The following is a 26163-nucleotide window of genomic DNA, read 5'->3' on the forward strand; positions in this document are numbered from 1 at the left end:
GCGGGATCAGGTTGGAGACGGTAGAGGCTAGATAGGAAGGGTTAGACAGCAATGGCCAGGCAGGGCTAGGCAAAGACGAGGGGTTTATTCTTCAGCGGCGCAAAGGCTTCGGCATCAAATCGGTAGAGGCTGGCGGGACGACCGGCCCCACGGGAAGTTTTAATGCCCGTATCGCTGAGGATGCCTAGTTTGAGGATGCGGGTGCGGAAGTTGGAATAGTCAGCAAAATGGTCACCCAAGACGGTGGTATAGAGCTGATACAGATCATTGAGGGTAAACATCTCGGGCAAAACATCAAAGGCGATGGGGCTATATTCCAACTTATTGCGCAGGCGGCGATAGCCATAGTCGAGGATTTGCTGATGGTCAAACGCTAGGCTGGGAACTTGCCCAAGGGGATACCAGGCAATGCCGTTGACGCCATCAGCAATCAATTCGGCTTCGGCAAACCGCACGAGGGCAAAGTAGCTCACCGATAGGTAGCGTACGCCGTAGCTGGTTTCGGCTTCCCTAGGATCGCGGTTGGGGCCGCCGAAGGTATAGAGCTGTTCGAGATAAAGGTTTTCGACGCGGATTTTTTCGGAGAGTACTCGATAGGCTGAGCCTTCTAAGGATTCTCCTTGACGGACTAAGGTGCCGGGTAGGCTCCATTCACCGGAAAAAGGCGCATCTTGGCGCATCACCAAGAGTACCAAGAGGCGATTTTGGTCACTGTCTACCGAAAAAATGACGCTATCGACTCCCACCTTAAACTCGGCAAGTGGGCTTACCAGGTCGGTAGGCTTTCGTTGGCTCCGTTCTGACATGCGTACAACTGCTCCCGATGGATATAGTCCTCAATGGGAGGCGTGAGAATAGCCGTATCTCCGGCTTTGCGGTAGGCTGTGGACGAGACTGCCAGACCGGTTAGGTCAGCGATCGCCACCGTAGCTCCCATCTGCCGCAGCTGATCTAAGTTCCCGTCTTCTAGAGGATACCCAGGCCGGGGCACCACGAGCAGATCAACCTGGTGCAGCAGCTCGTCTACTTGGTACCAGCGCGGCAGTTGATCCACTAAGTCGGAGCCAATAATCAGCGTGAAGTTGGCTTGGGGCCAGCGCTCTCTGGCCCGTTCAACGGTGATTAGCGCGCGGGGACTGCTGAGGTCGGGATGGTAGCCAATATTGTGCCGAGGGGGATAGATATCGGCAATCAGCAATCTTAACATTGCCCCTCGATGTTGGAGCAGAGTTTGGTGGGACTTAAAGGGATTGTCGGAAGCCCAAACGGCTACCCAATCAAAACGATGGGAGAGCCAGGTGAGAATTTGCTGGTGGGCAGTGGTGGGGGGATCGGCGCTGGTTCCAAACAAAGCAATGTTCAGCATAGGGCAGAGGGGATCAGGGGGATCGAGGTTGGCAAACGACGAATAATCTGACGTGGGTTGACACCATCTGGGGTGTCGCACTCCTTGGGAGTCGTGGGTTATCCATAAACCCGTTTCATCGGGCGGCTGTCTAGAAGGAACCTGAAGGAAACGGGTGGGGCGGTTGTTCGTCTAGGAGGTATGGTTTCAATCGGCAACGCTGGAATTTTGATCAGTATAGACCTGACGCGCTCGGTCTTGGGTGTCTTGGGTGAGCGTTTGTAGGGCGGTGGACAGGATGGGGGATGTCATGACGGGATGGTCGAGGTCGCGTAGGCTGGCTGGAAGTGCCTGAACGGCGGCGGCGGTGCGGGTGGCGATCGCTCCCAGAGGTTCTGCATCTAAGCGGCGATCGCCCTTGTCCATGACCAACTGCAGTAGGGGCACTTCTCCTGGTTGGGCTTCTTCGTCCATCAGGGCTAGGCGATCGTGAACCCAGCGGTCTTGCTCGTAGGTGCGGAAAATCTGCTTGCGACCGGGGTAGGTAGTCTTGCTCGTCGAGTTTTTCATGGTGGGAATGCCGTCGATGTCCACCAGTTTATAGACGCCATTGACCGGGGTGCCGGTCACCAGTTTGGTGCCCAAGCCGTAGGCATCGATCTGAGCGCCCTCGGCAAGCAGGCGGGCAATTTCGTATTCATCCAAGTCGCCGCTGGCTACGATGGTGGCATGGGGCAGCAGCGATCGCACCTCCTGAGACTGGGAAACTAGATCGCCGGAGTCGAGGCGCACCCCTTGCACCTGCAGGGTGCCGGCCGTGACGCGATCGCTCAACCGTTGGGCCGCAGCGATCGCATCGTAGGTATCGATCAACAGAGCCGTGTCGGGGAAATAGCGCAGCATGGTGTCAAAGGCCACGTCTTCATCCTGGGCGATCGCGGTTAACGCCATCACTAGGGCATGGGCCATGGTGCCTGCGGGGCGTTGCCCGAGCTGCAGCGCGGCAAGGACATTGGAGGTAGCGTTGAGACCGCCGGCGATCGCGGCCCTGGCCGCCCAGAGCGACGCTTGGGGACTGAACGCCCGCCGGGTACCAAACTCCAGCAGGGTAGCATCGGGGCCCGCCACATCCCGCAATCGAGCGCTGCGGGTGGCCACCAGGGTTTGATAATTGAGGGTATTAAGAAGATAGGTTTCCACCACCTGAGCCTGCCAGAGGGGCGCTTCAATGCGCAACAGCGGCTCATTGGCAAACATCACGGTGCCTTCAGGAACCGCCCACACCGAGCCACTAAACCGGGCTGACTCTAGCACCTGCCAGAAGCGATCGGGGACATGGGCGAAGAGTCCGGTGCCCTGCAGCGCTGCAATCTGGTCGGGGCCAAAGGAAAACTGGGTGAGGTAGTCGAGAGCTTGCTCTAGCCCCATGGCGACTAGATAGCTGAAGCCATCGGGCAAGCGACGCACAAAAAGTTCAAAACTAGCGGGGCGCTGATCCAGATCCTCGCCCACATAGCAGGCTGCCATGGTGAGCTGGTAGAGATCGGTCAGCAGTCCATAATCCTGAGGTTGGGGAATTAGAGAGACCATCGTCATCTTCGACCATAGCTGTGATTTTATTATAGTGTTTCCTACCAAAATTCAGGTAGAGGGTTCCGGTCATGATCCCATTAAGGTTTGAAGAAATTCCGGTGCTATCTTTGAAGATTCGTAGAAGATAGGGCGATCGCGACCCTCTCTTGTTCTGACTTATATTGAAACAGACTAAAATTGTTTGCTAATCTGATCCCTGCCTAGGACGCGATCGCCCCTCGTGTTTACGAATACGACAGCCTTGGGCAGAATGGGGCAAGATTAAGGTCTGTAGGCCCCAACTCTGCCTGCAGCCATCTCCCCAGCGCCTGTTTTCTACCCGCCTGTACTCCTAATCTCCTACCCCTTTTCTTCCATGTCACAACCTCAGCGATCGCCCCATAAAGTTGTCATCATCGGCGGTGGATTTGGTGGCCTGTATGCCGCTCAGGAACTCAACCATGCAGCCGTTGAGGTCACGTTGATCGACAAACGTAACTTCCACCTGTTTCAACCGTTGCTGTACCAAGTGGCGACCGGCGGCTTGTCGCCTGGTGATATTTCCTCGCCGCTGCGGGCTGTTCTCAGCCACCAACGCAATACCAAGGTGTTGATGGATGAAGTGACGGATATTGACCCGGTGGCCCAGACCGTCACTCTGCGCCACGATACGCTGCCCTACGATAGTTTGATTGTGGCCACCGGCGTCAGCCATCACTATTTTGGCAATGAGCATTGGTCAGAGCAGGCTCCGGGGTTGAAGACGATTGAAGATGCCCTAGAAATGCGGCGGCGGATTTTCCTGGCCTTTGAGGCGGCAGAACGGGAGCCTGATCCGGTGAAGCGACAGGCTTGGCTGACGTTTGTAGTCGTAGGCGGTGGGCCGACGGGAGTGGAACTAGCCGGTGCGTTGGCGGAACTGGCCTATGGCACTCTCAAGGCAGATTTCCGCTCGATCGATACCTCAGAAGCGAGAATTTTGATTGTGGAAGGTATGGATCGGCTGCTGCCGCCCTACCCGCCCGATTTGTCGATTCAGGCAGAGGAGGCGCTGGCGGAACTGGGCGTCACGATTTGCACCAGTACCTTTGTCACCAGCATTGACAAGGGCGTGGTCACGTTCAAACAGGGCGATCGCACGGAAGACCTTGCGGCCCGAACGGTGCTGTGGGCTGCGGGGGTGAAGGCCTCTGCCATGGGGCAGGTGCTTGCCGATCGCGCTGGTGCGACCCTCGATCGGGTGGGACGGGTGATGGTCGATGCAGATTTTGCTGTACCTGGTCAGCCCAATATCTATGTGATTGGTGACTTGGCCCACTATATTTATGAGGGTAAGCCTGTTCCAGGAACGGGGGCAGTGGCGATGCAGCAGGGTAGCTATGTTGCTCGTGCCCTGCGGGCGAAGCTTAAGAATAAGGTGCCGAAACCCTTCAAGTATTTTGATGCGGGTAGCTTAGCGGTGATTGGTCGTAATGCGGCGGTTGCTAGGTTGGGGAACTTCCATTTTGCTGGATTTCCCGCCTGGTTGATTTGGGTGTTTATCCATATTTATTATCTGGTGGAATTCGATAATAAATTGGTGGTGATGATCCAGTGGGCTTGGAATTATTTTACCCGCAAGCAAGGATCGCGGTTGATTACCGGCTATGTGCTGCCGCCTGTGGATCCAGATAGTGTAGAGGGCGATCGCTCCCCAGAACATATCTCGGAAGACGCCGTGACCTCGGAAAAGTCAGTGGTCGAAGTCTAATCCTGCTTCTAGATCCCCGATGTTCCAGATCCCCGATGTTCCAGATCCCCGACGTTTTCAAAACGTCGGGGATCTTATTCTTGCTAGTTTTCTAGCCGATCGATATGCTGACCCAGATGCTGTAAATCCAGCACATAGCCGGCGGTCACTAAATAGGCTGCGTCGGCGATCGCTCCTACCTGCCGTGTGAGACGTCCGAGGCGATCGCGAAAGGCACGGCCCAGGGGATAGGCCGGCACAACGCCCCAGCCCACTTCTTCGGTCACCAGAATCACCTCAGCGGTTGTTTGCTGCAGGCTGTCTAGGAGAGCAGTGGCTTGGATCTGCCAGGCGTCATCGGTTTGGTCGATGGCATTGGCCAGCCAGGTGCCCAGGGAGTCGATCAGCAGGCAGTCTTTAGCGGCAGCCGTTTGCAGGGCGATCGCCAGCTCGTGGGGTACATGGCGCGATCGCCAATGGGCAGGACGGCGCTGCTGGTGCTTCAGGATCCGAGCTTGCCACTCAGCATCCGTGGGATCCATCTGGGCGGTGGCAATGTAGAGGACATCTCGGGGCGATCGCTCTGCTAGGTGTTCGGCCCATTCGCTTTTGCCCGATCGAGATGGGCCGGTGATCAGGGTGAGGGGAGGCATGGGGCGTTAGGCGGGATAGGAACGTTAAGGCGTATCAGGGTGGGGACGACCTCGACCAGTTTAGACGCTTTGGGGGGTAGGCTGGGAGATCTGGTGGCAATGGGGGGCGATCGCTTTTATGCTTAGGGGCACGACCTCGGATGTTCTGAGGGCTTCATCTACTGATGGCGGTGGGCCGATGATTAGCTTCATTCAAGATTTAGCGGTACTGGTTCTCGATCGCGTATTGGGGGTTGATCCAGAGGATAACCTGGATGCCTTAGAACAATCTACCTCGCCTCAACTGCGGCGCTTGGGTGAAGTATTGTCGAATCTGGAGATGCCGGTGCAGGTGCCGCCTCCGCGGCCGGAGTTGGTGGAAAAGCCCCGTCCTGCCCTATCGGCGCGGGCGTTGTTGGGCCAATCTCATCCCAGTTTTGATCTTCATACGTCGATGCCTCCAGCCTTGTCGCCTGTGGAGCAACGATCGGTTGAGCAACGACCGGTTGAGCAACCATCGATGGGGAATCCGATCGCTTCGCCTAGCCCGTCGGCGACCGAATCTATGCCGGCTCCACCCAATCTGCAACGGCATCCACCGACATCGGAGCCCTCCAGCCCCCCTCCGCATCCCGCACCTCCGCACCTTGATGTACCCCTCCACGGCCCATCCGATTTAGTCTTGCCAGCCCTCACGGAACTGAATACGTTGCTGGTCACCTGGCAGGCGGAGGTGCAACGGCTCCAGCAGCAGCGCCAGGAGATTTGTGCGGAGGGGCCGGCCTTTGGCGGTTGGCTAGAGGCGGAGCAGGGGGCAGATGGAACGGCGCAATATCGGCTCTGCAGTATTCACGAGAGCGGTCGGCTGTTATCGGAGCCTTGCCCGTTGGTGCAGGTGGGAGAAATCCGGAAAGCGATCGCTCGTTATCATCGTCAGCAGCATCTTCTCTCTCGTCAGCAACAGCTTCAAGGTCGCCTCGATATGCTGACGGCGATCCTCCAAGGTTTGGCTAACCAAATTCGCTCACAAAAATAGCAGCCCCACGGTGATCCACTCGGGATCAGGGTAGGGCTGGAGACGCAGTTAGGAGGTATCTAATTCTGAAAATACCCTCGGAATTCGGATTTGCCTCTGGCTTTAACAAGTTCTTAATCCTGCGATCGCCTTTTGGTAACAAAAGCAACCGTTCGTCAAGTTTTGGGCTGCCATTTCCCCTGATGAAGACCGAGGGTTGAGGATCTGCTCCCACGGACTTAAGGGGGGAAGGCGCGGAATATCTCAGCCAAGGGTTTCATCAAGGGGCGCACAAAATTGATCCACGCCAGTTTTCACTAAGTAGATGGCCAGGAGGGTGACGAGGGACACCGGTAGGTCAATCACTTGAGTTAAGAGGGTCACCTGCTCGGCAATGGTTTCCGCCTCCGTCAGCGTGGTGCGGGATGGCGTTTGGCAAATGCGCGATCGCCACCGTTTTGCCAACCCCATCAACCATTGGTCAGAACAATCCGGCTCCTGCCCCGCTGAAATGGCCAGGGCGATCGCCGCATCTTCTAAATTGCCTTCGCAGTCTTCTAACATGTCTAGGGCTTGGAGCGCGTTCGCATTGCTGGCTAGCTCTGCCCGATACTCAATAATGTCAACAGCCGTTACGGTGATCATGAAACGTTCTCCCTATCCCCCATGGCTGCGTTAGAGGCGCGTGACAGAGGCTCAGGGTGCTTCTAAGTCACCCCAATGCTTCACTCACTCCCCGAATCTATGACCTCTCAGGGAGTTGATCCATTGAGGCTGCAACGCTACGATGAGTAGTCTGCCAGAAATTTTAGTCTAGACCTGCCCCTTCTGTCTGGTAATGACATGAAACGTTGGCATTGGCGATCGCTTTCCCTGCCCCACCAAGCGCCTCAGAATCCAAAACTCTGTGAGATGATTTGGATGACGGGGGCTGCCCCTGCCAAGACCTACTCAGGACAACCCAACTGTTAATGAACGTTGAATTTCGTGAATGTGACTTTTTTGATCTGTGGATTTGGCTGGAATTTGACACCGTTCCCTCCAACCTAGAACAGCAATACATTGAAGAAGTCCTCAATTCTTGGTTTTTTCTTGGAAAACTGGGCGGCTTTAATGCCGAAAATCTTCAGGTGCAAGATACAGGGCTGGATATCAGCTACATGTCCTACGATTCCAGCCAGATCGACAGCAGTCTGACCTCGCTCATGCACAACATGGCTGACCTGGAGTTTCAGGGAACCTGGGCCCGCTGCTGGTTTGACCTTGGCACCACCGACGCGATCGCCCTGGATGTGTTGATTAATGCCCTGCATCAGTTCAGCACTGAATATGTCGCCATTGAAACCCTGTGGATTGGTGGCGAAAATGCCGACTGGCCCATTCCAGGGCACCGCCGACCCAATTATCTTGAAACGAATACAGACTATTAAGTCGGAGGACGTAACGCTTGGTAAGCATTTCGATGCCGCTCAAGGCTCCAATCCTGATGAGAAGAGGGTTGAGCGGAGCCGAAACCCGGCAAGCTTCATTTACATGGGAGTTTACCTACATAAGGCGTCAGTCGGCGTAAACCTTAAGGCCATGGGGGCAATCTCCAAGTCACCCGCATGGGCAGGGTAAAATAAACGGAACATTCCAGCGATCGCTCCAACATCCCTACCCGAGAGCGATCGCCCCGTTCACACCGCAACTTCACCCAGGACCTGTGGCACATATCTCTCCTCTCCCCCAACATTTGACCCATCGCCTGCAGCAAGCCATGCCATCCCCGGTGCTGCCCAACCTCCGAGATTGGCTGGACGCTGATCTGCTGCACATGGTGATCAAGGCCGGTCAGCGGCGGCGCTGGCTGGGGCTTTGCTTTGGCTTGGGGCTGCTCTTGGCCTGGAACTGGCTCTTGGTATCCGCCGCGATCGCTGGTGCAGGGGTGAGTGTGGCCAGCTATCAGTTCCAGCAGGGGCGCTTGCAGGTGATGCAAACCCTTTGGCAACGGCTGTGGAAACCCACCAATCGTTCCTTGACCTTGTCGGTGGGCGTGGGCGGTCTGACCCTTTTGGGCACCTACCTAACGCTCCACACTTGGCTGATTGCCGAGAATCCCACCCTAGCGATCGCGTTCTTGATTCAAGGTGGTGGCATGTTGGGTCTGGCGCTGCTGCTCAGCCGTCGTCCATCGGCAACTACGGAGCGATCGCCCTCCTGGGATGCCCTCGCAGATGGGTTATCCGATGCCAATCCCCTCAAGCGCCTTTTGTCCATTCGCCGCGCTACGGAGTCTAGTTCCGCCGCGAGCTATCGGGCAGAGCTACTAGCCTGTTTCCATCTCATGCTCAAATATGAGACCGACGATATTTTGCGTCAGGCCCTGCTCGATGGTATCCAACGTCTCCAGACCCAGCATGGCTTAGGCACCGGAGCCCCTTCTCTGCATATGCCCCTGCCAACGGTTCAGCAGGCCGATCAGATTGCCCTAGAGCGCCATTGATTCTAGGTATGAGCCTGGATAGGTACTGTAAACCAAAAGGTGGCTCCTTGCCCAACCGTGCTTTCGACGCCAATGGTGCCGCCGTGGGCTTCCACAATTTGCTGACAGAGGTAAAGCCCTAGACCCAAGCCAGCACTATGGTTTTGCTGATTGCCGCGAAAGTAGAGATTAAACAAATGTTCTTGCTGGTGTGGATTAATGCCAATGCCGTCATCCTCCACGGTGATATGCACCTGTTCCGAGCGCTCTATCTGCCGGTTGGCGGTGATGGTCAAGGTCAAACCGGGAGGATTATGCTTCACCGCATTGGCAACTAGGTTTTGAATCACCCGCACGAGTTGCATTGGATCTGCGGTTAAGACCGGGAGGGTTTCATCAATGTGCAACTTCAACGTCGTCTGAAACTTATCTAAAAGGGGCTGGACATCAGCGATCGCTGCCTGGATCACCGTCGGTAGGGCGATCGCTTCTGGGTGCAGCACAATGCCCCATACTTCCGCTGCGTGGGTATCGATCAGAGAATTAATCAGCGCTAACTGGCGGTGATTGCTTTCGGCGATCCGTTCCATCACGTGGCGTGCTACCTGCACATCGCCCTCCGTCTCGGCCATTAAATGGTTCAGCACGATGGATGTGCCTAGAACCGGATTGCGCAAATCGTGGGAAACGGCATGGAGAAATACGTTGAGCTGCTGCCGTAGCTGAGCTTCGAGGGTACGCAGTTGTTCATTGGCATCCTGAAGGGCGGCGGTGCGTTCGTCTACCCGCTGTTCAAGCTTTTGGTTGAGGGCTTCTAGGGCCTGCTGCGCTGCCATGCGATCGCTCACCTCCTGCTGCAGGTGCCGATTTTGCTCTTCAAGCTGATGCTGGAGGCGACGCAGGTTGAGGTGTGTGTCAATCCGCGCTAAGACTTCCTGGAGCTGAAACGGCTTGGTGATATAGTCCACCCCCCCCATCTCAAACGCCATCACCTTATCCAGGACGTCGTCTAAGGCGCTGATGAAGATAATCGGAATATCACGGGTGCGATCGCTTTCCTTAAGCTGGCGGCACACGTCATAGCCGCTCATGTCTGGCATATTGATATCCAGCAAAATCAGATCGGGAAGAATCGCCCGAATGGCCCTCAGGGCGCGATCGCCATTAATCGCCTTGCGCACCTTGTAGCCAGAATCCGTCAGCATGACCGATAATAGCCGCAGATTATCCGGCATATCGTCCACGATAAGAATATCCGCCAGCGGCGGATCAGCCACAGGATGCATCGCCTCGTCTGGAACGTGAGCCATTCCCTTCATAGGATCACCACAAGGATATTTCTTTATTGCCCATACCGCAGCGCTATCATGCGCTAAACGACCGCTTCTCTTGTCGATGGCTATCGGTTAAACCATCAAGACAGGCGGTCAGGACACATTGATCTCACGAACAGAGCTCACGAAAACCTAGAGTTGAGTGTTCAGCAGGACGATTCAGGTTCCAATGCCCATAAGAGGCCAGGTAACCTGACCTCTAGGGCATTGGGGCGACTTAGACTAGACCGGTGCCGATAGGATGCTTCCTAAGGGCAGGCGATCGCGAAACGACTTAATAGGCGTCTTGCAGCTCGTAGAAGTCTGGAGAAATGTAGTCTTTCCGCAGGGGCCAGCCTACCCAGTCTTCAGGCATCAAGATCCGCTTCAGGTTGGGATGCCCTTCATAGACAATCCCATACATATCGTAGGATTCGCGTTCTTGCCAGTCGGCAGCCTTCCAAATCCAGTACACCGACGGGATGCGTGGATCCTGCCGAGGCAGAAACACCTTCACCCGCACTTCCTCGGGGCGATCGGCATTGTCATACACCTTACACAGATGGTACATGCTCACCAAATCGCCACCGGGGCCCATGTCATAGGCACCTTGGCATTGCAGATAGTTGAAGCCATAGGCATAGAGGGCTGTGCAGAAAGGAATCAGCACGTCCCGATCGACCTTCAGCACTGGAATACCGGAGTGATCTGGCTCCAAGCTTTCATGCTGAAAGCCGTTCTCAGTGAGCCAGCGCGATACGGCACTGGCCTCGACTATCTTAGACTCCTGCTCCTCGGCAGGGGTAGCCTCATCAACCATTGCGCTCCTCCTCCTGGGTAACTTGCTGCTGTAGGGCTGGCACGGGCATTCCGGTCGCTGCGGCCAATTCTTGAGGTGGTGCTTGCCGAGAGGCGGAGCGAATATATTCCCCCGTCAAAATCTCGGGCACCACCTTCATCTTGTGCTTCACGGTGAAGTAGCGATGGGTTTGGTCGAAGCTACCCCTTTCTTGCAAGGCCTCGTTGGAGATCTTCTTGCGCAGTTTGATGATCGCATCAATGATGGCTTCGGGGCGGGGCGGACAGCCGGGAATGTAGACATCCACTGGAATCAGCTTATCGACTCCCCGCACTGCCGTCGGTGAATCAGAGCTGAACATGCCGCCGGTGATTGTGCAGGCTCCCATGGCGATCACATATTTGGGATCGGGCATTTCTTCGTAGAGCCGTACCAGTGCCGGAGCCATTTTCATGGTGACCGTGCCGGCGGTGATCAACAAATCGGCTTGGCGAGGACTGGCCCGAGGCACTAACCCAAAGCGATCGAAGTCGAAGCGAGAGCCAATCAGCGCCGCAAATTCGATAAAGCAGCAGGCCGTACCGTAGAGCATGGGCCAGAGGCTGGAAAGGCGCGCCCAGTTATGCAGATCATCCACGGTGGTGAGGATGACGTTTTCTGACAAATCCTTGGTGACTTGCGGAGCCCCAATGGGGTTCATAATCCGCTCATCGGATGTCGTAATTGATGGGGTGCCGGAATTCATGACCATTCCAATGCTCCTTTTCTCCAAGCGTAGACAAGACCAATAACTAGAATTGCGATAAAAATTAACGCTTCTATGAATGCAAGCAGCCCAAGTTGGCTGAATGCTACCGCCCAGGGATAGAGAAACACGGTTTCTACATCAAAGATGACAAAGACCAGGGCAAACATGTAGTAGCGAATATTGAACTGGATCCATGCACCCCCCACGGGTTCCATCCCAGATTCGTAGGTTGTTCGCCGTTCGACGCCCGTGCGCTTAGGGCGAACCAGTTTGGAGACGGACAGGGCAAGGACGGGCACCAGCCCACAAATAATGAGGAAGCCTAGAAGATACTCGTAGCCGCTGAGTACAAACACGATGTCGCTGTAGCTGTAGGGTTTCTAGTAGCCATGTTACTTGTTTTTTACATTATAAGGAATCAGGCTAATGGTCGCAGAGGCAAGAAGTGTTGATTTCCATGGCTGAAATCGTATGCCCATGGCGAGGTTGCCCTAAAAATTGCTAGATTTGCGGATGCTCCAGACCTGTCTTAGGGATGAGTCTTTGCCGTCGATCGCCCTAGTTGCATCGGTGAAGACGTTCATGGACTAGAGATGCCCCATGGACAACAGCCCAGATGCCCGATAGGGAGCGATCGCCCCTGAAGGATGAAAAATCTTGGTGCAGCAACCCGAGTCCAAGGTTCTAGAATTATCGTGACTCGGTATTTGATCCAAAGAACTCATTCTAAAGCACTGATTCTAAAGCACCGATAGAGTACACCAAGGCAAACAGCACTATGGCAGTTCATATTTCTCCAGCGTTGCTCGCAACGAAGCCCATTCAGTTTGGAACCGATGGGTGGCGAGGACTGATCGCGGCGGATTTTACGTTTGAGCGCGTCATGCAGGTTGCACCGCGAGCAGCCCAAGTTCTTAGCCAGCACTATGGTGAAGGGACGTGCCGCACCGTGGTGGTAGGCTACGATCGCCGCTTCCTTTCTGAGGAATTTGCCCAGGTGGCTGGGGAGGCCATCCAGGCGGCGGGGTTTGATGTGCTGTTTGCTGAGGGCTATGCACCCACGCCGGCTTTTAGCTGGGCTGCCAAGCAGCACAATGCTCTAGGCGCGATTGTGATTACGGCTAGCCACAACCCAGGGGTCTATTCTGGCTTGAAGGTGAAGGGAGCCTTTGGTGGATCGGTGTCTCCTGAGGTGACCCAGCAGATTGAAGCTATCCTGGATCAACCCCTGCCGGCGGCAGCCCAACCGGGAACCTGGACAACCTTTGACCCCTGGGAAAGCTACTGTGCGGGTCTCCGGGCCATGGTGGATATTGCGGGCATTCAGAAGGCGATCGCTGATGGTACGCTCACCGTGTTTGCGGATGTGATGCATGGCGCGGCGGCGAGCGGTCTAGCGCGGCTGTTGGGCGATGGCATTCATGAACTAAATGGCGATCGCGATCCTCTCTTTGGCGGCGGTGCGCCTGAGCCTTTGCCGCGCTATATTCCTGACCTATTTAAGGCGATCAAAACCCAGCGCCAGGCCGATGCTAAGGGGTTAATTACCGGCCTGGTGTTTGACGGCGACAGCGATCGCGTGGCCGCTGTTGATGGTCAAGGAAATTTTCTGAGTTCCCAGGTGCTCATTCCTGTGTTAATTGAGCATTTGGCAACCCGACGCGGTTTCAGCGGCGAGATTGTCAAAACCATTAGCGGCTCGAACCTGATTCCTAAGGTGGCGGCGCTCTACGGGCTATCGGTCTACGAGACCCCCATCGGCTACAAGTACATTGCCGATCGCATGTTGTCGGCGGCGGTGCTGCTGGGGGGCGAAGAATCTGGCGGTATCGGCTATGGGCATCACATTCCTGAACGGGATGCTCTGCTCTCGGCTCTCTACGTTCTTGAAGCTGTCGTCCAGGCAGGACAAGACATCAGCGACCAGCACAAGCGCCTGCAGGAGGTCACCCAGTTTAGCTCCACCTACGATCGCATTGACCTGCCCCTCGCCAGCATGGAGGTGCGATCGCGCCTCTTGCAGGCCCTAGAGGAGCAAACCCCGACGGAAATTGCTGGGCAAGCGGTCACCCGTTGCCTTGCCATTGATGGCTATAAATTTGACCTAGCTGATGAAAGCTGGCTGCTCATCCGCTTTAGCGGCACCGAGCCCGTCCTACGTCTCTACTCAGAGGCCACTACCATGGATCGGGTCAAGGCAAACCTACACTGGGCCAAGGACTGGGCCAATGCGATCGCTTAGCACTCTGCGACGGAAGGTTGCTCTGTAGTAGGGCATCAGCGTTCCCCACCATTGTCCCCTGAGCGAAATCGAAGGGAGCAATGGTGGGCTTTTGGCTTTCTCCCTTTGGGAGACGTTACACGTTGGCGTAGCCTGTCCTCAGGACAAACGACTCCGCTCAGCCAGCCCATACCCAATGAATCAATAGCACTAGAAATTAACTTCCTAGACCTTTTATGACCGCTCACGACATCTGGTCAGGGCAGCAGGGTGTGACCTCTTGTTCCAAGAGTGAAACGAGAGGGATTACTTGAACTTTTGGCGAATGAAGGTCAAGATTTGCACCATTTGCTTCTTGAGCATGTCGATTTCGGCCTGCATCTTGGCAATCTTATCGTTCAGCGCCTGGATTTCTTCTGCATTACCAGCCACCACCTGCTCCGTACCCATGGATGGGGTAGAAGGAGCTGGCCAGTTGCGGAATTTGCTCATGGCTGACTTGATAGCTTCTACTAGCTCTCGCTGCTCGAAGGGTTTTTCGATAAACTCAAAATACTCAAAGGGCTCTTGGAGTTTCTCTGTCACCTCTTCCTTGCGCCCCGACATGAGTACCAGGGGAGCCCGCAGCTCCGGCTGGGCATGCAGTTGCTCAAAGACTTCCCAGCCACTGACACGCGGTAGCAAGAAATCGAGCATGATCAGGTTAGGGTGCTCTTGACGAATGAGGTTGATGCCCTCAGAACCGTCTTTCGCTTCTAGCACCTGGAAATTACCCTTAGGCAACATATCCTTGACCATGTTGCGAATAACTCGGCTATCGTCGATGACTAGAATTTTGTGACTTGCCACAATAGACTCCTCTAGTGAGTAAAGGAAACACGCTTGTAGAACCTAGCAATATCATGTTTTGCACTGTAAGGCTCTAATCGTACTACCGTTCATTCGCTTCCGGGGAAAACCGGTATCAGAACGCAACCAATGAAAAATTTTGAATATTGGAGGGCTTTAATAAAAAACGGGCTGCACGGTAGGCAGAACCGATGGTGTAGGTATGAGTAATGTGGAGCGTAGGAGGGTGATGCATCATAACGATGCAACATCTTCATCTCTGCACTCAAGATATGGATGAACAGAGTAAACCTTGGGCGATCGCCGGATTGCTCGTCCATTTTTGCTCCACTCTAGTTTAGCCTCTGCAATTGGGAATGCCTCATTCTTTTCACGGAGGTTGTGGAGATCTCACCGGTCTAAGCAACAACCTTGATCGTAGGATGGGAGGAGGCATGGGATGGAGTCGCCGCCGTTAGGGGCGATCGCTCTTGGTTCGGAATGGCACAGACGGTGCTTTCAGACCAGGGTGGACATACTGTTGAAGATTTGAAGTTGAAGATTTGAAGTTGAAGACTTAGGAGGAGACATGAGCGATAGGTTGTCGATGAATAATGTCCTAGGGGAAGCGGCGATTCCGGTGGAGCAGATTTGCTACAACGATCAGGGGTTGGTGCCCGCCATTGTTCAAGATGTCCTGGATGGCACGGTGTTGATGATGGCTTGGATGAATGCTGAGTCGTTGACCAAAACTCTGGAGACGGGAGAAACCTGGTTTTGGAGCCGATCGCGCTCTGAACTTTGGCATAAGGGCGCGACGTCGGGGCATCTGCAAAAGGTGCAGTCTTTGCGCTATGACTGCGATAGTGATGCGCTGTTGATTACTGTGGAGCAGTTGGGAGATATCGCCTGTCACACAGGGGAGCGCAGTTGCTTTCACCAAGTCAGCGGCGGCATTACGCCACCGCCCGCCGACATGCTCTCTCAGGTGTTTGCGGTGATCTGCGATCGCCGCGACCATCCCACTCCCAGTTCCTACACCAGTCGCTTGCTAGAGGGCGGTGATAACCAAATCCTCAAGAAAATTGGCGAGGAGTCTGCAGAGGTGGTCATGGCCTGCAAAGACGACGATCCGGAGGCGATCGCTGGGGAAGTGGCGGATTTGTTCTACCACACCATGGTGGCGATCGCCCATCACAACGTTAGCTTGCGAGATGTGTACCGTAAGCTGCAAGAGCGACGGCGCTAATCTCTGCTGATCTTTACTGTGCCTGGAGATTGCGAATATCAACCCAGGTACCGTCGCTTAACTCTGCCCAAGTGCGGTTGAGGGCAAAGGTACGGTTGCCCGTTAGTTCAACCTCCTCTCCAGAACCAACGCTGCCAATCACCAATCCGTACGGATCGTCCCGGCGCTCGATGGTGGCAGAGGCGGAAAATGAACCGCTCGGCCCTCGAAAGACGTAGGAATCTTGCAAGACCAGTTCTTGGGCACCGTCATCTTCTGCTTCAGCAACCGTTGGCTCGGGCTCAGGCTCGGGCTCGGGGGCTTGGCTGGTAACTGGACTATCGCCTTCGCCAGCGATCGCCGCATCAATTTGCCGCGCATTCACCCAACTGCCGTCTTCAAGTTGTGCCCAAACGACACCACCCACCAAGGTTCGGCGAGAGGTCACATCAAACGATGATTCTGAATCAATGATGCCCACCATGGTTCCACCGGGTTGATCGTAGCGATCGACCGAAGCCTCGGTGGTAAAGGTGCCGCTGGGCCCTTGGAAGTCAGATTCTGAAGAACCAATGATGGCATCTGTGGGCCCGTCTGCCGCTTCTGGATCGACGGCTTCCGGATCAACTGCTACTTCATCCGAGGGCTCTTCCGTTTCTGCAATGGGTTCAGGATCAGGTTCATCCGACGGTTCTGCTGCTGACTGACTGCCGTCCAAGTCAACAGCCATCGCATCCACCCAGGTGCCATCGGTAGCTTCTGCCCACACGGTGCCATTGGCGAGCGATCGCCGTTGGGTGAGTTGAATACTCTCTCCGGGCATCAGGGTGGTCACCGGCGCTCCTCCCGGACTGCTGCGTAGATCCGTTGGAGCCTTCACGGAGAAAGTGCCGCTTGGCCCTTGAAACTCAGGCTCGGAGCTGGGTGGCTCTGTTGTCACATCAAGATCGTCCGCTGGCTCTTCGCCCTCGGCCACGGTGTCAGGTTCCTCTTCGGGTTCCTCTGTCACCGCCTCATCCGGCTCAACGTCATCTGGTTCAGGCTGGGTGGGAATCACAAGTCCATCACCCACTGCCCCCCCGACGATCTCAACGTCAGGATCAACAGCCGTCTCTTCCTCCGGTTCGACCGGCTGTTCTGCTGTGGGAGTTTCCTCATCCGGCTCTTCTGCTACTGGAGTGTCTGGAGCTTCAACCTCAGCTTCCGCTGTCGTCTCGTCATCGGTTTCGACCGGCGCTTCCGCTGCTGGAGTTTCCTCATCCGGTTCTTCTTCGGCTACCGGAGTATCTGGAGTTTCAACCTCGGCTTCTGCTGCCGTTTCTTCCTCCGTTTCGGCAGGCACTTCTGCAACCGTCTCTTCTTGAGTCTCGGATTCTCCATTATCGGGGAAGGCTAGAGCATCCTCGACGGGGTCAGAGTCGGTAGGCGGATCTGTATCCGCAGCAGTATCTTCGGGCTCTGCCGTCTCCGGCTGCTCGGTAAAGACGTCTGACTCTTCTTGAACCTCGGGCGCGGGAGCTGGGGATGCAGGCGTAAAGGATGCAGCCGGAGTAGGAGCAGGAGCAGGGGCTGGAGCAGGGGCTGGTGGTGGTGCAGGGGCTGGAGCCGGAGCCGGAGCCGGCGGAGCCGTTGCAACGGTTCTGGTGCCCGCTGATTCTGCCAAAAAGTCTGTTGCTACCCAGGCTCCGTCTGTGGTCTCAGCCCAGAAATAGGAGCCGGCAGGCACTTGCGCGCCCGTCAAGAACACGACGGCACCATCCGCCAAGCTGCCAACGACCTCGCCATTGGGCGTGCGGCGTAAGTTTACACCACCGCCTGCCTGGGTCGTGATCACCGCAGTTCTTGCTGAACTGTCTACCACACCCGACTGGCTGGAGACCAAGGTAGCTTGCCCGGAGGTAGAGGAGGCTGAATATTGCAAAAAGTCTGTGGCCACCCATTGACCATCACTGAGCTCTGCCCAGCTATAGCCGCCTGCTGAGACTTCGCGTCCTGTCAACGACACAGACGCGCCCTCCGGCAATCCACCTGAAATGGCTCCGTTGGGCGTGCCCCGGAGATTAACGCCCACGCCACTACGGGTGACGATCAGCGCTTGCCCAGTGGCGATGCCTCCACCTGAACTAGCTGGAGCGACTCCTACGGTGTCTGTCAAATCCCCAAGACCTAGGGAACTCAGGGTCTCTGGGCCAGCTTTACCATCTGCCAGAAGCCCCATGGCCGCTTGGTAGCGCAGAACGGCCGCTTCGGTTCTAGCGCCGTAGATGCCATCAGCCGTCACCCCTAGCGATCGCTGAATATCGGCTACAGCTCCCCCGGTACTACCCTTGCGGTAGATCATGGCTTCGGCGGGTGTGGCTGCACTGAGCAGGGTGAAGAGGGCGATCGCTCCAACTAATCCCATCCAGGCCGAACTGGGAATGCGCCAGTCAGCCAATCCAAACTCACGCATGGGTGGTTGGGGGGAGGGATCAGAATAGGCAACCGAGTGGTGGATAAAGGCAAGTGATTCCATAATGCCCCTGTCGTGGCGTAATGGTGGCTAGACAACAGGCGATCGCCCTAGCGTGGCTGAGCCGCATCTAGTACTCTTAACTCTTCCTAGTGTAGGTGAGTCCTGAGCATAACCAAGGCGCACCCTATAGGGGCCTTCAGTGCGATCGCTAACATCACAACTATATAAAGACTTCCCTAAAACAGCCACCCTTTTGCCAAGCAGTTTACAATCCCTACCCTGGGTACCTAATCTATTAAGACTTCATTAGCCACTTCATCAGCCACTTCATCAACCTAGGATGTCCGCTGGGCCGCCTTGGGCGGTTTTACCGGGTTGATATCGGTCGATGAACTCAACCCGGCTGCCCCAGAGAGTACCGTGTTTTGGCTGATCTGCCACTCTAGGGGCGATCGCTCTGAGTTCTGGGGGTGGATCGTTCAGAACGCTTGCGTAGGCAATCGAGCATTTGCTGTCTGACGGCTTGAGACCAGCGGTCAAAGTCTCCCGGCGTGACGACTGTCAATGTCGAATGCTGCTCACGACGGGCATTGGAATTTGCTTGGAAATCCATGACAGTTATTACATTGGGGTTCATCCCTAGGCTGACATAGATCGCTAGGGATCAACCTCCGAGTCTATGCACTTATTGCATTCTGTAGATGCACGATTCGCAAATCAGGGATTTTCTGGAGGGCAACCTATGCTGCAGATGCAGTAGCTGTGGTACTTTGCCTGCTCTGCTCTTGATGCCCTCCGGTTTTCCCTGGAGCGGGCTTGTCAGGATTTGTCTATGTCCCACGGGATAATCTAGGCATCAATCTTTACATCTAAACGTGAGAGCTGCTTGGCTGACGAAACGCGGGAGCCTGATGCTCGAACGTCCTCACCCTAGTCTTCTGGGAGAGGGACTAGGGTGAGGACTGCTGTTAGTCAACCAGATGCCTGGGCTAGGGTCGTCAAGGCATCGCCGGTGACGCGACAGGTGCGCCAATCGGGTAAGACGGTGGCTCCCATGGTTTTATAAAAGCGGATGGCGGGTTCGTTCCAATCCAACACACTCCACTCCAGCCGTCCGAGGTCGCGATCGACAGCAAGCTGGGCCAGGGTTTGCAAAAAGGCTTGACCAATCCCCCGTCGCCGATAGTCGGGCAACACAAACAGATCTTCTAGGTAAATGCCTGGCTTGGTGAGAAAGGTTGAGTAGTTGTAGAAAAATAGCGCGAAGCCGACAATCCGCTGATCTACTTCCGCAACCAAGGCTTCCACATAGGGGCGATCGCAAAATAGATGATTGTGCAAACTCTCGGCATTGCCCACTACGTGGTGGGACAATTCTTCGTAATCCGCCAAGGCCTGCACCAACTCAAACAAGACGGGGGTATCGGGAGGATGAGCTGGGCGAATCGAAAGACCTGGGGAATAGGAAACCATTGTGCGTTAACAATTAATGTATTGATCTAGCTCCCACGCCGTTACTTCAGCGTTATGAGCATTCCATTCATGATACTTGAAGCCTAGGAACGTCTTGGCAGCCTGTTCTCCCATCATGGTCATGAGTAGGGGGTCTTTCTCAAAACACTGGAGTGCTTCCAGCAAGCTGGTGGGCAACATGTCTAGATTGGAGAACTCCGAGCCTCGGACAAACATGTTTTCATCCAAGCGATCGCCTGGACTAGCGTGCTGAGCGACCCCATCCAATCCAGCAGCCAACAGGGCGGCCTGGGCTAGGTACAGAGTGGTGGCTCCATCCAGCAAGCGGCATTCAAACCGTCCGGCATCGGGGATGCGGATCATGTGGGTGCGGTTGTTGCCGCCATAGGACAGGTAGCGAGGGCTCCAGGTGCTGCCGGATTCGGTGGTGGTGGCTCCGAGGCGGCGGTAGGAGTTAATGGTGGGATTACAGAGCGCCGTCATACTTCGGGCATGGCCGAGCACCCCAGCCAGGAATTCGTAGCCCAGGGTGGAGAGCCCTAGTTCATCGTTCAGGTCGGCGAAGACATTGGTGTCTCCTTGCCAGAGGCTCATGTGGATATGGGCCCCATTGCCGGTGAGGTGGCTGAAGGGCTTGGGCATGAAGGTGGCGGTCAGCCCCTGCTGTTCTGCCAAGCTCTTCACCATGTATTTGTAAAACACGTGGCGATCGGCGGTGGTCAGGGCATCGTCGTAAGTCCAGTTGATTTCAAACTGCCCATTGGCATCTTCGTGGTCGCACTGGTAGGGCTCCCAGCCCAGTTGCTCCATGTAGGTTACCAGGGTGGAAATGAAGCCAAACTGCCGCATCAGGTTCATTTGGTCGTAGCAGGGGCGGGTTGCGGTATCTAGGTCATCGGCAATTTTGTAGCCCTGCTCGGTTTTCTTCAGCAGCAGAAACTCGGCTTCCACACCCGTTTTGTAGGTATAGCCGAGGTTTTGACATTGTTCCAGCACCCGCTTAAAAATTACCCGAGGTGCGGCTTCAAAGGGTTTGCCATTCATATACACATCGCTAGCGACCCAGCCCACGGTGGGTTCCCAGGGCAGCACAATCAGCGAGTTGGGATCGGGAATGGCGGCAATATCAGGTACTTCGGGCCCTAGACCCAGGTTGGAGGCAAAGGGCGCAAAACAGGCCCCATTTTTCTCGACGTCAGCAATTTGTCGAGCGGGCACCAGCTTGGCGCGGGTTCCGCCCAGCAGGTCTGTGTAGGAAACCAGGAAGAATTCTAGTCCTAAATCCTTGGCCTGCTCAACCAGGCTTTTCTCCGACGGCAACGTTCCAACCATAGCGGCTCTCCGAATGTCGCTTCTCAGTAAATCAACCTTTTTGATCCAGTATTTGTATAGTTAGATACGTTTCATGGTTTCCGTGGCGGGCGATCGCTTTTTTCCTCGCTCATGCACCCTTCATGACCAATCTAGGCAGACCAAATCACAGTCCGTAGCCATCGTTACAAACTTGTTTGGAGAGCGATCGCACACTTGACATAACAATTTTCTTATCGTTCCGTCCGACTCAGTTCTTCGGTACTTGGCAGCTCCCAAGCACAAGTGTCCAGAGCTTTTCATGCTTACCTGTCTAGGATAAATCCATCCTAAGACAGGTATAAAAAAGAGCGATCGCCCTTTTACTCACGAATTCCATTGAGTGTTATCCACCTGAGAGTTACTCATGTCGCCTGAAGCAACAGAATTTCTCGGAACCTTTGTCACAGAGACTTACTATTACTGGGCCTCTGTGTTCATGCTCGCCATTCACGCAGGCTTCCTTGCCTACGAAGGCGGTGCAGCCCGGACTAAAAACGTGTTGGCCACCATGGTCAAGAACCTGCTGACCCTATCCGTCGTCGGTCTATCCTTCTACTTCTTTGGCTGGTGGGTCTATGCAGGGTTCTCCATCTTTCCGCGCTTTGGACCAATTCTTGGCCCTTGGACCAGCGAACTCCCCGCCAACCTTGGCACCTTAGATGGCGATGGCCTGTTGGACTTTGTTGCCAGCACCTATCCATGGTCAACGGCGATGGCACCCAACCTTTCGGATAATCTAACTGGGGTCTTTTGGTTTGCCTTTAGCTTGTTTGCCATGACCACTGCCTCGATTATGTCTGGAGCCGTGATTGAGCGAATTCGCCTCGGTGCCTACCTAATCTTGGCCGTCGTTCTCGGTGGATTTACCTGGGTGGTGGCAGGATCATGGGGCTGGAACTACTGGGGCTGGTTCAACACCATGGGCTACCACGACTTCGGTTGTTCAGCCGTTGTCCATGGCGTGTCAGGATTCTTCGCCCTAGGTGTGTTGATTAACCTTGGCCCTCGGATTGGTAAATACGACGCCAACGGCACACCCCGCGATATTCGCCCCCACAATCTGCCCCTGACCATGGTGGGCCTGATGCTGATTTTTGTCGGCTTCTACGCCTTCCTAGCAGGCTGCGTGATTTTTGGCCCTGGCGCAACGGTGGAAAGTACGATTTACGGGTCTCCCATGACCCTCGCCTCCATCGGCGTGAATACGACCCTAGCGCTCTGTGCGGGGATTGTGGGTGCTTACCTGGGCTCCAAGGGCGATCCATTCTTCACCATTTCCGGTGGATTAGCGGGCATCATCTCCGTGGGCGCTGGGTTAGATTTGTACTCTCCACCGTTGGTGATTCTGATTGCCTTCATCGGCGCAGTCACCATGCCTTGGGTTGGCAAGTGGATTGAGAAAATTGGCATTGATGATGCCGTGGGTGCCTTTGCGGTACATGGCTATTGCGGCATGTTGGGCGCGATGACCGTGGGCATCATGGCCAGCGGCTACCAAGTGCTGGGCTACCCTCCCATTAACTTTGGTGGGCAGTTGCTGGGGACGTTCCTTTGCACCATCGTACTAGGGCTGATTCCTGGGTATGGGGTGAGCTGGGTGCTTAAGAAAATGAACCTGCTGCGCGTACCGCCTGAGGAAGAAATTGAAGGGTTGGATATCGGTGACTTCGGCGTTACTGGCTACCCAGAATATACGATTGTGCCCGAAGCTGCTGAACGTACCGAAGCCCCTATCAGTCACTAGTTCTTGGATCAGAGGAGACTGTTATGTTGATGATTGAAGGCTTGGCTGTAGCCAGCCCGTTCCAAACCTGGGCCGAGTTTGAAGGAGCCATCGATGGCCCCACCGGCGGCGCGATCTATACCTTTGCCGATCGCCCTGGAATTACTGCCATCTTGCTGATTGTCTCGGCGCTGATGTTCATCTATTTTCTCTATGCGTCGTTCCACACCAAGATCAACGACGAGCCAGCCAAGAGCCCTACAGCCTTAGGAGTACTGTTCCTAGCTGGAGCCGTCTCTCTGGCCTCAGCGGCCTACGATGCCTATGCCAACCGCCAACCCCAAGAGGCCTTCCAGCGGCGCTCTACGCCGGAGGCGATCGCCCGTCAACGATCAGGGTCGCCGATGTTGTTGGGGCTGATGGGCATGACCGCTAGTCTACCAAAAGCATTTCAGACGCGATCGAAGCGCCGCCGTAAACCTGGGCGCGATCGCTATTCTCGGTTCTAAGACCGAATGTCTGTTCAATCTTCCGCTGTTGCGGTTGCAATGTGTTGAAGGGTGGGGCCATCGTGCCCCTTTTTTTATGGAAATTTAGGCTGACGCGGGAATCATTCCTGCGCATCTATTGGCAGCGATCGCCTTTTGGATAACAGTTGGGCAACTGATGGATGAATCCGAGAGCGATCGCTGATCTAGAGATTACACTGGGCAAAAGACTAGAGCTTTCTGGTGGTGTACCTATGTCTCTCCCCAACGGCCCCAAAACCCCGCCACTGTTGCTCTTGCTACGGTGGATTGCTGATCCCCTCTCCATCTTGCAAGCCGGTGCCCAGCAGTATGGCGATTGCTTCATGCTCGATTTCGGACGCTACGCCCCTTTCGTCTTTTTCAGCCACCCGGAGGCCATCGAGCAGGTTTTTGCTCTGGGCTATGAAGAGGTGCAGGTGGGCTCGTCCAATAGCATCCTGCGTCCTACCCTGGGCGATCATTCCTTGCTGTTACTCGACGGCGATCGCCACCAGCGGCAGCGACAGTTATTGATGCCATCCTTCCACGGGGAACGAATGCGCGCCTATGGAGCGTTGATTCAGCAGGTCACCGAGCAGGAGATCCAAACCTGGACAGCGGATCAGGTTTTCACCCTTCGTCCTGCCATGCAGCGTATTTCCCTGCAGGTGATCATCGAGGCTATTTTTGGCGTTCAGGACAGCGATCGCGCCCAGGCGCTCCAGCAGCGCACAGCGGATTTACTACATCTGACGACGTCACCTCTAGGCTTTGCCTCCGCCTTCTTTCCCATCCTGCAGCGTGACCTTGGGCGGTGGAGTCCGGGGGGAAAATTTCTCTACCTGAAGCAGCAGGTGGATGAGTTGATCTATGCCGAAATCCGCGATGGGCGATCGCACCTGGATCCCAATCGTAGCGATGTGTTGAGCCTGATGATGGCGGCGGTGGATGAGCAGGGCCAGGGCATGACCGATGTGGAACTGCGGGATGAACTGATGACCCTCTTGCTGGCGGGGCATGAAACCACGGCAACGGCCCTGAGCTGGGCTTTGTACTGGATCTATCAAAATCCTGCCTTGGTGCAGCAACTGCGTGATGAGTTGGCCCAACCCAGCGAGGGCGATCGCCTTTCCCTGATGCGGCTACCCTTGCTGAATGCCGTTTGTATGGAAACCCTGCGCATTTATCCCGTCGCCTTCATTGCCGGGCCCCGCTTTTCCCAGCAGCCCACTTCAATTATGGGCAGGACATTTCCAGCGAACACCCTGCTCACCCCCTGCATTTATCTAGCCCACCGGCGTCCTGAGCTCTATCCCGACCCAGAAACCTTCCGCCCCGAGCGCTTTCTCGATCGCCAGTTTTCGGCCTTTGAATTTTTGCCCTTTGGCGGCGGCAATCGGCGCTGCATTGGCTCTGCCTTTGCCCTGTTTGAGATGAAGCAGGTGTTGGCTACCATCCTCAGCCACTGTGACTTGGCGATCGCTGAACCCCAGCCTGTCCGCCCCGTGCGGCGAGGGGTGACCATTGCTCCCAAAACGGGGATTCGTGCCCGGCTTATGACCTCTCAAAACAAGGGCACGTACATATCGACGCCGATGCCGAACACCGTGCCATCAAAGTTGACAGAATGATCGGTAGAGTTGCCTAGGCTATAGCCGCCGTAGAGCAGGACGCGGGTGCGGCGGTTGAGATCGTAGGTCAACTCTGCCACCAGTTGGTGGTAGGCATCTAGGCGATCGCGCTGGGTAAAGTCCACATAGGTAAACCGGTAGTCTAGACCTACCGCCAGATCGGGCTGTAAGGCATGACTGAGACGTGCGCCTAGGGACTGAATCACCCGACTGCGATCGCTCGGATCCGCAATGCTCCAACGGGCTTGATAGGTACTGCTGACGACCAGATCATCAGCTAGATCGTGCTGCCAAGACACCAGTACCCGAGGTGAATGATCGTTCAAAAAGCGATCGCCGCTGTCGGAGTCAAAAAGCTGGCGGTTGGCCCAGTCCGCCGTAATCGATACCTGATTGGACAGATCATGGCGCACCCCAGCCTGAAGCCGCAGATCGTGGTAGTTGAGGTCGGTCAAGGTGCCGTAGCGGGAGATGCCACCTTCCACGGCCGCAATCAGACTTGTATTGGCACTCAGCGGCTGTTGGGCATAAAGCCCTAGGCTAGGGCGCAGGATCCCGTCATCGCTGGGATCGCGATCCTCCAGCAAAATGTTGTCGCTGCGAAAGTAATGCACGTCCATGACCAAGAACAGGCTGGGACGCGTGGAGCGAGGCGGGGTGGTGTCGCGTAACCGCAAGGTGCCTAGTTCTGGATCCTCAACGGTGGGGGAAGGGGCGATCGCCTCGTTGTCATGTTCGGGTTCATCCATGCTTTCGGTCACCGGAGCCTCTATGGGCTCGGCGATCGGCTCCACTTCTTGAAGACGCAGGATGCCCAGTTCTGGATCGGCGAGGGATGGCACGTCAGCGATCTGATCGGCCTCTGCGGCAGGTTGTTCTGGAGGGTGAACCGCTTCTGTACCGTGAGCGGTGGCACCCAGAGTTAGCCATAGCCCGAGTACAAGGCTCAGGCATCGGAATCGGTGGACAACAGGATGATGACGGCCGTCATGCAGGGGAGACTGACGGGTTGCTGCACTATTCAAAGCCTCTACTCCTTGCCCTAGGGGGATATGCGTCCGCCCCGTATCCACCGACAGGGCTCAGTCCTCACACAAGATGGAGGATCGCAAAACCGTCATCCTA

Annotated in this window: 26 protein-coding genes; 10 read left to right on the plus strand and 16 right to left on the minus strand. The window is 55.6% G+C overall.

Annotation, left to right across the window (positions count from 1 at the left end; genetic code table 11):
* Nucleotides 1-65: 65 nt before the first annotated feature.
* From JUJ53_RS09305 to JUJ53_RS09315, 3 genes are all read right to left on the minus strand, one after another.
* On the minus strand, nucleotides 66-806 hold the full coding sequence (locus tag JUJ53_RS09305; protein ID WP_204151724.1) for an NUDIX domain-containing protein: 741 nt from the start codon (nucleotides 804-806) through the stop codon (nucleotides 66-68).
* A complete protein-coding gene (locus tag JUJ53_RS09310; RefSeq protein ID WP_239124915.1) occupies nucleotides 767-1366 on the minus strand; it encodes a nicotinate-nucleotide adenylyltransferase in 600 nt (199 codons plus the stop codon). Before JUJ53_RS09310 ends, JUJ53_RS09305 begins: the two co-directional genes overlap by 40 nt.
* Before the next feature lie 186 nt (nucleotides 1367-1552).
* Complete coding sequence (locus JUJ53_RS09315) at nucleotides 1553-2941, minus strand: nicotinate phosphoribosyltransferase (protein WP_204151725.1); 1389 nt, start codon at nucleotides 2939-2941, stop codon at nucleotides 1553-1555.
* 352 nt (nucleotides 2942-3293) lie between these two features.
* Here JUJ53_RS09315 and JUJ53_RS09320 point away from each other — a divergent pair, with 352 nt between their 5' ends.
* Nucleotides 3294-4667 carry an NAD(P)/FAD-dependent oxidoreductase gene (locus JUJ53_RS09320; RefSeq protein ID WP_204151726.1) on the plus strand — a complete coding sequence of 458 codons (1374 nt, stop codon included), beginning with the start codon at nucleotides 3294-3296 and terminating at the stop codon, nucleotides 4665-4667.
* Nucleotides 4668-4750: 83 nt separating this feature from the next.
* Here the strand turns inward: JUJ53_RS09320 and cobU are convergent, their stop codons facing one another.
* Nucleotides 4751-5299: a bifunctional adenosylcobinamide kinase/adenosylcobinamide-phosphate guanylyltransferase gene (gene cobU, locus JUJ53_RS09325; protein ID WP_204151727.1), complete on the minus strand. Its 549-nt coding sequence runs from the start codon at nucleotides 5297-5299 to the stop codon at nucleotides 4751-4753.
* A gap of 178 nt (nucleotides 5300-5477) precedes the next feature.
* On the opposite strand from cobU, the gene JUJ53_RS09330 reads away from it, so the two are divergent.
* Nucleotides 5478-6314: a hypothetical protein gene (locus JUJ53_RS09330; RefSeq protein WP_204151728.1), complete on the plus strand. Its 837-nt coding sequence runs from the start codon at nucleotides 5478-5480 to the stop codon at nucleotides 6312-6314.
* Between the two features lie 243 nt (nucleotides 6315-6557).
* Here JUJ53_RS09330 and JUJ53_RS09335 read toward each other — a convergent pair whose 3' ends face one another.
* The gene (locus tag JUJ53_RS09335; protein WP_204151729.1) at nucleotides 6558-6938 is read right to left on the minus strand and encodes a hypothetical protein; all 381 of its coding nucleotides are present in this window, start codon (nucleotides 6936-6938) and stop codon (nucleotides 6558-6560) included.
* A 198-nt stretch (nucleotides 6939-7136) separates the two neighbouring features.
* Here JUJ53_RS09335 and JUJ53_RS25065 point away from each other — a divergent pair, with 198 nt between their 5' ends.
* Nucleotides 7137-7265 (plus strand): hypothetical protein, encoded by a 129-nt coding sequence (locus tag JUJ53_RS25065; protein WP_275415745.1) that lies wholly within the window; start codon nucleotides 7137-7139, stop codon nucleotides 7263-7265.
* Entirely contained in the window at nucleotides 7265-7723 is a 459-nt protein-coding gene (locus JUJ53_RS09340) for a DUF3531 family protein (RefSeq protein WP_204151730.1), read from the plus strand. Before JUJ53_RS25065 ends, JUJ53_RS09340 begins: the two co-directional genes overlap by 1 nt.
* Before the next feature lie 143 nt (nucleotides 7724-7866).
* Here the strand turns inward: JUJ53_RS09340 and JUJ53_RS25070 are convergent, their stop codons facing one another.
* Nucleotides 7867-7989 (minus strand): hypothetical protein, encoded by a 123-nt coding sequence (locus JUJ53_RS25070; protein WP_275415746.1) that lies wholly within the window; start codon nucleotides 7987-7989, stop codon nucleotides 7867-7869.
* A 9-nt stretch (nucleotides 7990-7998) separates the two neighbouring features.
* Here JUJ53_RS25070 and JUJ53_RS09345 point away from each other — a divergent pair, with 9 nt between their 5' ends.
* Nucleotides 7999-8778 (plus strand): hypothetical protein, encoded by a 780-nt coding sequence (locus JUJ53_RS09345; protein WP_204151731.1) that lies wholly within the window; start codon nucleotides 7999-8001, stop codon nucleotides 8776-8778.
* A 2-nt stretch (nucleotides 8779-8780) separates the two neighbouring features.
* Here the strand turns inward: JUJ53_RS09345 and JUJ53_RS09350 are convergent, their stop codons facing one another.
* The 4 genes from JUJ53_RS09350 to ndhC form a co-directional block, all read right to left on the minus strand.
* A complete protein-coding gene (locus tag JUJ53_RS09350) occupies nucleotides 8781-10067 on the minus strand; it encodes a hybrid sensor histidine kinase/response regulator (protein WP_343327924.1) in 1287 nt (428 codons plus the stop codon).
* A 298-nt stretch (nucleotides 10068-10365) separates the two neighbouring features.
* Nucleotides 10366-10890 carry an NAD(P)H-quinone oxidoreductase subunit J gene (locus tag JUJ53_RS09355; RefSeq protein WP_204151733.1) on the minus strand — a complete coding sequence of 175 codons (525 nt, stop codon included), beginning with the start codon at nucleotides 10888-10890 and terminating at the stop codon, nucleotides 10366-10368.
* Nucleotides 10883-11569 carry an NADH dehydrogenase subunit K gene (locus JUJ53_RS09360; protein ID WP_239124931.1) on the minus strand — a complete coding sequence of 229 codons (687 nt, stop codon included), beginning with the start codon at nucleotides 11567-11569 and terminating at the stop codon, nucleotides 10883-10885. The genes JUJ53_RS09355 and JUJ53_RS09360 overlap by 8 nt, the downstream gene beginning before the upstream one ends.
* A 41-nt stretch (nucleotides 11570-11610) precedes the next feature.
* On the minus strand, nucleotides 11611-11973 hold the full coding sequence (gene ndhC / locus JUJ53_RS09365; protein WP_204151735.1) for a photosynthetic/respiratory NAD(P)H-quinone oxidoreductase subunit C: 363 nt from the start codon (nucleotides 11971-11973) through the stop codon (nucleotides 11611-11613).
* 422 nt (nucleotides 11974-12395) lie between these two features.
* On the opposite strand from ndhC, the gene JUJ53_RS09370 reads away from it, so the two are divergent.
* A complete protein-coding gene (locus JUJ53_RS09370) occupies nucleotides 12396-13859 on the plus strand; it encodes a phosphoglucomutase/phosphomannomutase family protein (protein ID WP_204151736.1) in 1464 nt (487 codons plus the stop codon).
* Nucleotides 13860-14144: 285 nt separating this feature from the next.
* Here JUJ53_RS09370 and JUJ53_RS09375 read toward each other — a convergent pair whose 3' ends face one another.
* Entirely contained in the window at nucleotides 14145-14687 is a 543-nt protein-coding gene (locus JUJ53_RS09375; RefSeq protein ID WP_204151737.1) for a response regulator, read from the minus strand.
* Nucleotides 14688-15255: 568 nt separating this feature from the next.
* Here JUJ53_RS09375 and hisIE point away from each other — a divergent pair.
* Nucleotides 15256-15915 (plus strand): bifunctional phosphoribosyl-AMP cyclohydrolase/phosphoribosyl-ATP diphosphatase HisIE, encoded by a 660-nt coding sequence (hisIE, locus tag JUJ53_RS09380; RefSeq protein ID WP_239124916.1) that lies wholly within the window; start codon nucleotides 15256-15258, stop codon nucleotides 15913-15915.
* 13 nt (nucleotides 15916-15928) lie between these two features.
* Here the strand turns inward: hisIE and JUJ53_RS09385 are convergent, their stop codons facing one another.
* The 4 genes from JUJ53_RS09385 to glnT all read right to left on the minus strand — a co-directional run bounded on the left by JUJ53_RS09385 (nucleotide 15929) and on the right by glnT (nucleotide 21154).
* Nucleotides 15929-18409, minus strand: a complete 2481-nt coding sequence (locus tag JUJ53_RS09385) for a peptidoglycan-binding protein (protein ID WP_239124917.1) — start codon at nucleotides 18407-18409, stop codon at nucleotides 15929-15931.
* A 382-nt stretch (nucleotides 18410-18791) separates the two neighbouring features.
* Nucleotides 18792-18962 (minus strand): hypothetical protein, encoded by a 171-nt coding sequence (locus JUJ53_RS09390; protein WP_204151738.1) that lies wholly within the window; start codon nucleotides 18960-18962, stop codon nucleotides 18792-18794.
* A 359-nt stretch (nucleotides 18963-19321) separates the two neighbouring features.
* Nucleotides 19322-19822, minus strand: a complete 501-nt coding sequence (locus tag JUJ53_RS09395) for a GNAT family N-acetyltransferase (RefSeq protein ID WP_204151739.1) — start codon at nucleotides 19820-19822, stop codon at nucleotides 19322-19324.
* 6 nt (nucleotides 19823-19828) lie between these two features.
* Nucleotides 19829-21154, minus strand: a complete 1326-nt coding sequence (gene glnT / locus JUJ53_RS09400; protein ID WP_204151740.1) for a type III glutamate--ammonia ligase — start codon at nucleotides 21152-21154, stop codon at nucleotides 19829-19831.
* A gap of 385 nt (nucleotides 21155-21539) precedes the next feature.
* Between glnT and JUJ53_RS09405 the strand changes: the two genes are divergently transcribed.
* The 3 genes from JUJ53_RS09405 (at nucleotide 21540) to JUJ53_RS09415 (ending at nucleotide 25038) form a co-directional block, all read left to right on the plus strand.
* Nucleotides 21540-22919: an ammonium transporter gene (locus JUJ53_RS09405; protein ID WP_204151741.1), complete on the plus strand. Its 1380-nt coding sequence runs from the start codon at nucleotides 21540-21542 to the stop codon at nucleotides 22917-22919.
* Nucleotides 22920-22942: 23 nt separating this feature from the next.
* A complete protein-coding gene (locus JUJ53_RS09410; protein ID WP_204151742.1) occupies nucleotides 22943-23407 on the plus strand; it encodes a hypothetical protein in 465 nt (154 codons plus the stop codon).
* 233 nt (nucleotides 23408-23640) lie between these two features.
* On the plus strand, nucleotides 23641-25038 hold the full coding sequence (locus JUJ53_RS09415; protein ID WP_204151743.1) for a cytochrome P450: 1398 nt from the start codon (nucleotides 23641-23643) through the stop codon (nucleotides 25036-25038).
* On the opposite strand, the gene JUJ53_RS09420 is transcribed toward JUJ53_RS09415, so the two are convergent.
* Nucleotides 24972-26063 (minus strand): outer membrane beta-barrel protein, encoded by a 1092-nt coding sequence (locus tag JUJ53_RS09420; RefSeq protein WP_204151744.1) that lies wholly within the window; start codon nucleotides 26061-26063, stop codon nucleotides 24972-24974. The two genes, JUJ53_RS09415 and JUJ53_RS09420, sit on opposite strands and share 67 nt — an antisense overlap.
* Nucleotides 26064-26163: the final 100 nt, after the last annotated feature.

This window comes from Leptolyngbya sp. CCY15150 (assembly GCF_016888135.1).
In the GTDB taxonomy this organism is placed as follows: Bacteria; Cyanobacteriota; Cyanobacteriia; order RECH01; family RECH01; genus RECH01.

What these genes read in the sequence shown, in the direction of transcription:
- JUJ53_RS25065 (WP_275415745.1), top strand. Translation starts at nt 7,137, where the DNA reads ATGAAACGTTGGCATTGGCGATCGCTTTCCCTGCCCCACCAAGCGCCT.
- JUJ53_RS09350 (WP_343327924.1), bottom strand. Translation starts at nt 10,067, where the DNA reads ATGGCTCACGTTCCAGACGAGGCGATGCATCCTGTGGCTGATCCGCCG.
- JUJ53_RS09355 (WP_204151733.1), bottom strand. Translation starts at nt 10,890, where the DNA reads ATGGTTGATGAGGCTACCCCTGCCGAGGAGCAGGAGTCTAAGATAGTC.
- glnT (WP_204151740.1), bottom strand. Translation starts at nt 21,154, where the DNA reads ATGGTTGGAACGTTGCCGTCGGAGAAAAGCCTGGTTGAGCAGGCCAAG.
- JUJ53_RS09320 (WP_204151726.1), top strand. Translation starts at nt 3,294, where the DNA reads ATGTCACAACCTCAGCGATCGCCCCATAAAGTTGTCATCATCGGCGGT.
- JUJ53_RS09340 (WP_204151730.1), top strand. Translation starts at nt 7,265, where the DNA reads ATGAACGTTGAATTTCGTGAATGTGACTTTTTTGATCTGTGGATTTGG.
- JUJ53_RS09390 (WP_204151738.1), bottom strand. Translation starts at nt 18,962, where the DNA reads ATGGATTTCCAAGCAAATTCCAATGCCCGTCGTGAGCAGCATTCGACA.
- hisIE (WP_239124916.1), top strand. Translation starts at nt 15,256, where the DNA reads ATGAGCGATAGGTTGTCGATGAATAATGTCCTAGGGGAAGCGGCGATT.
- cobU (WP_204151727.1), bottom strand. Translation starts at nt 5,299, where the DNA reads ATGCCTCCCCTCACCCTGATCACCGGCCCATCTCGATCGGGCAAAAGC.
- JUJ53_RS09315 (WP_204151725.1), bottom strand. Translation starts at nt 2,941, where the DNA reads ATGACGATGGTCTCTCTAATTCCCCAACCTCAGGATTATGGACTGCTG.
- JUJ53_RS09360 (WP_239124931.1), bottom strand. Translation starts at nt 11,569, where the DNA reads ATGAACCCCATTGGGGCTCCGCAAGTCACCAAGGATTTGTCAGAAAAC.
- JUJ53_RS09415 (WP_204151743.1), top strand. Translation starts at nt 23,641, where the DNA reads ATGTCTCTCCCCAACGGCCCCAAAACCCCGCCACTGTTGCTCTTGCTA.
- JUJ53_RS09330 (WP_204151728.1), top strand. Translation starts at nt 5,478, where the DNA reads ATGATTAGCTTCATTCAAGATTTAGCGGTACTGGTTCTCGATCGCGTA.
- JUJ53_RS09385 (WP_239124917.1), bottom strand. Translation starts at nt 18,409, where the DNA reads ATGGAATCACTTGCCTTTATCCACCACTCGGTTGCCTATTCTGATCCC.
- JUJ53_RS09395 (WP_204151739.1), bottom strand. Translation starts at nt 19,822, where the DNA reads ATGGTTTCCTATTCCCCAGGTCTTTCGATTCGCCCAGCTCATCCTCCC.
- JUJ53_RS09335 (WP_204151729.1), bottom strand. Translation starts at nt 6,938, where the DNA reads ATGATCACCGTAACGGCTGTTGACATTATTGAGTATCGGGCAGAGCTA.
- JUJ53_RS09370 (WP_204151736.1), top strand. Translation starts at nt 12,396, where the DNA reads ATGGCAGTTCATATTTCTCCAGCGTTGCTCGCAACGAAGCCCATTCAG.
- JUJ53_RS09305 (WP_204151724.1), bottom strand. Translation starts at nt 806, where the DNA reads ATGTCAGAACGGAGCCAACGAAAGCCTACCGACCTGGTAAGCCCACTT.
- JUJ53_RS09310 (WP_239124915.1), bottom strand. Translation starts at nt 1,366, where the DNA reads ATGCTGAACATTGCTTTGTTTGGAACCAGCGCCGATCCCCCCACCACT.
- JUJ53_RS09405 (WP_204151741.1), top strand. Translation starts at nt 21,540, where the DNA reads ATGTCGCCTGAAGCAACAGAATTTCTCGGAACCTTTGTCACAGAGACT.
- JUJ53_RS09410 (WP_204151742.1), top strand. Translation starts at nt 22,943, where the DNA reads ATGTTGATGATTGAAGGCTTGGCTGTAGCCAGCCCGTTCCAAACCTGG.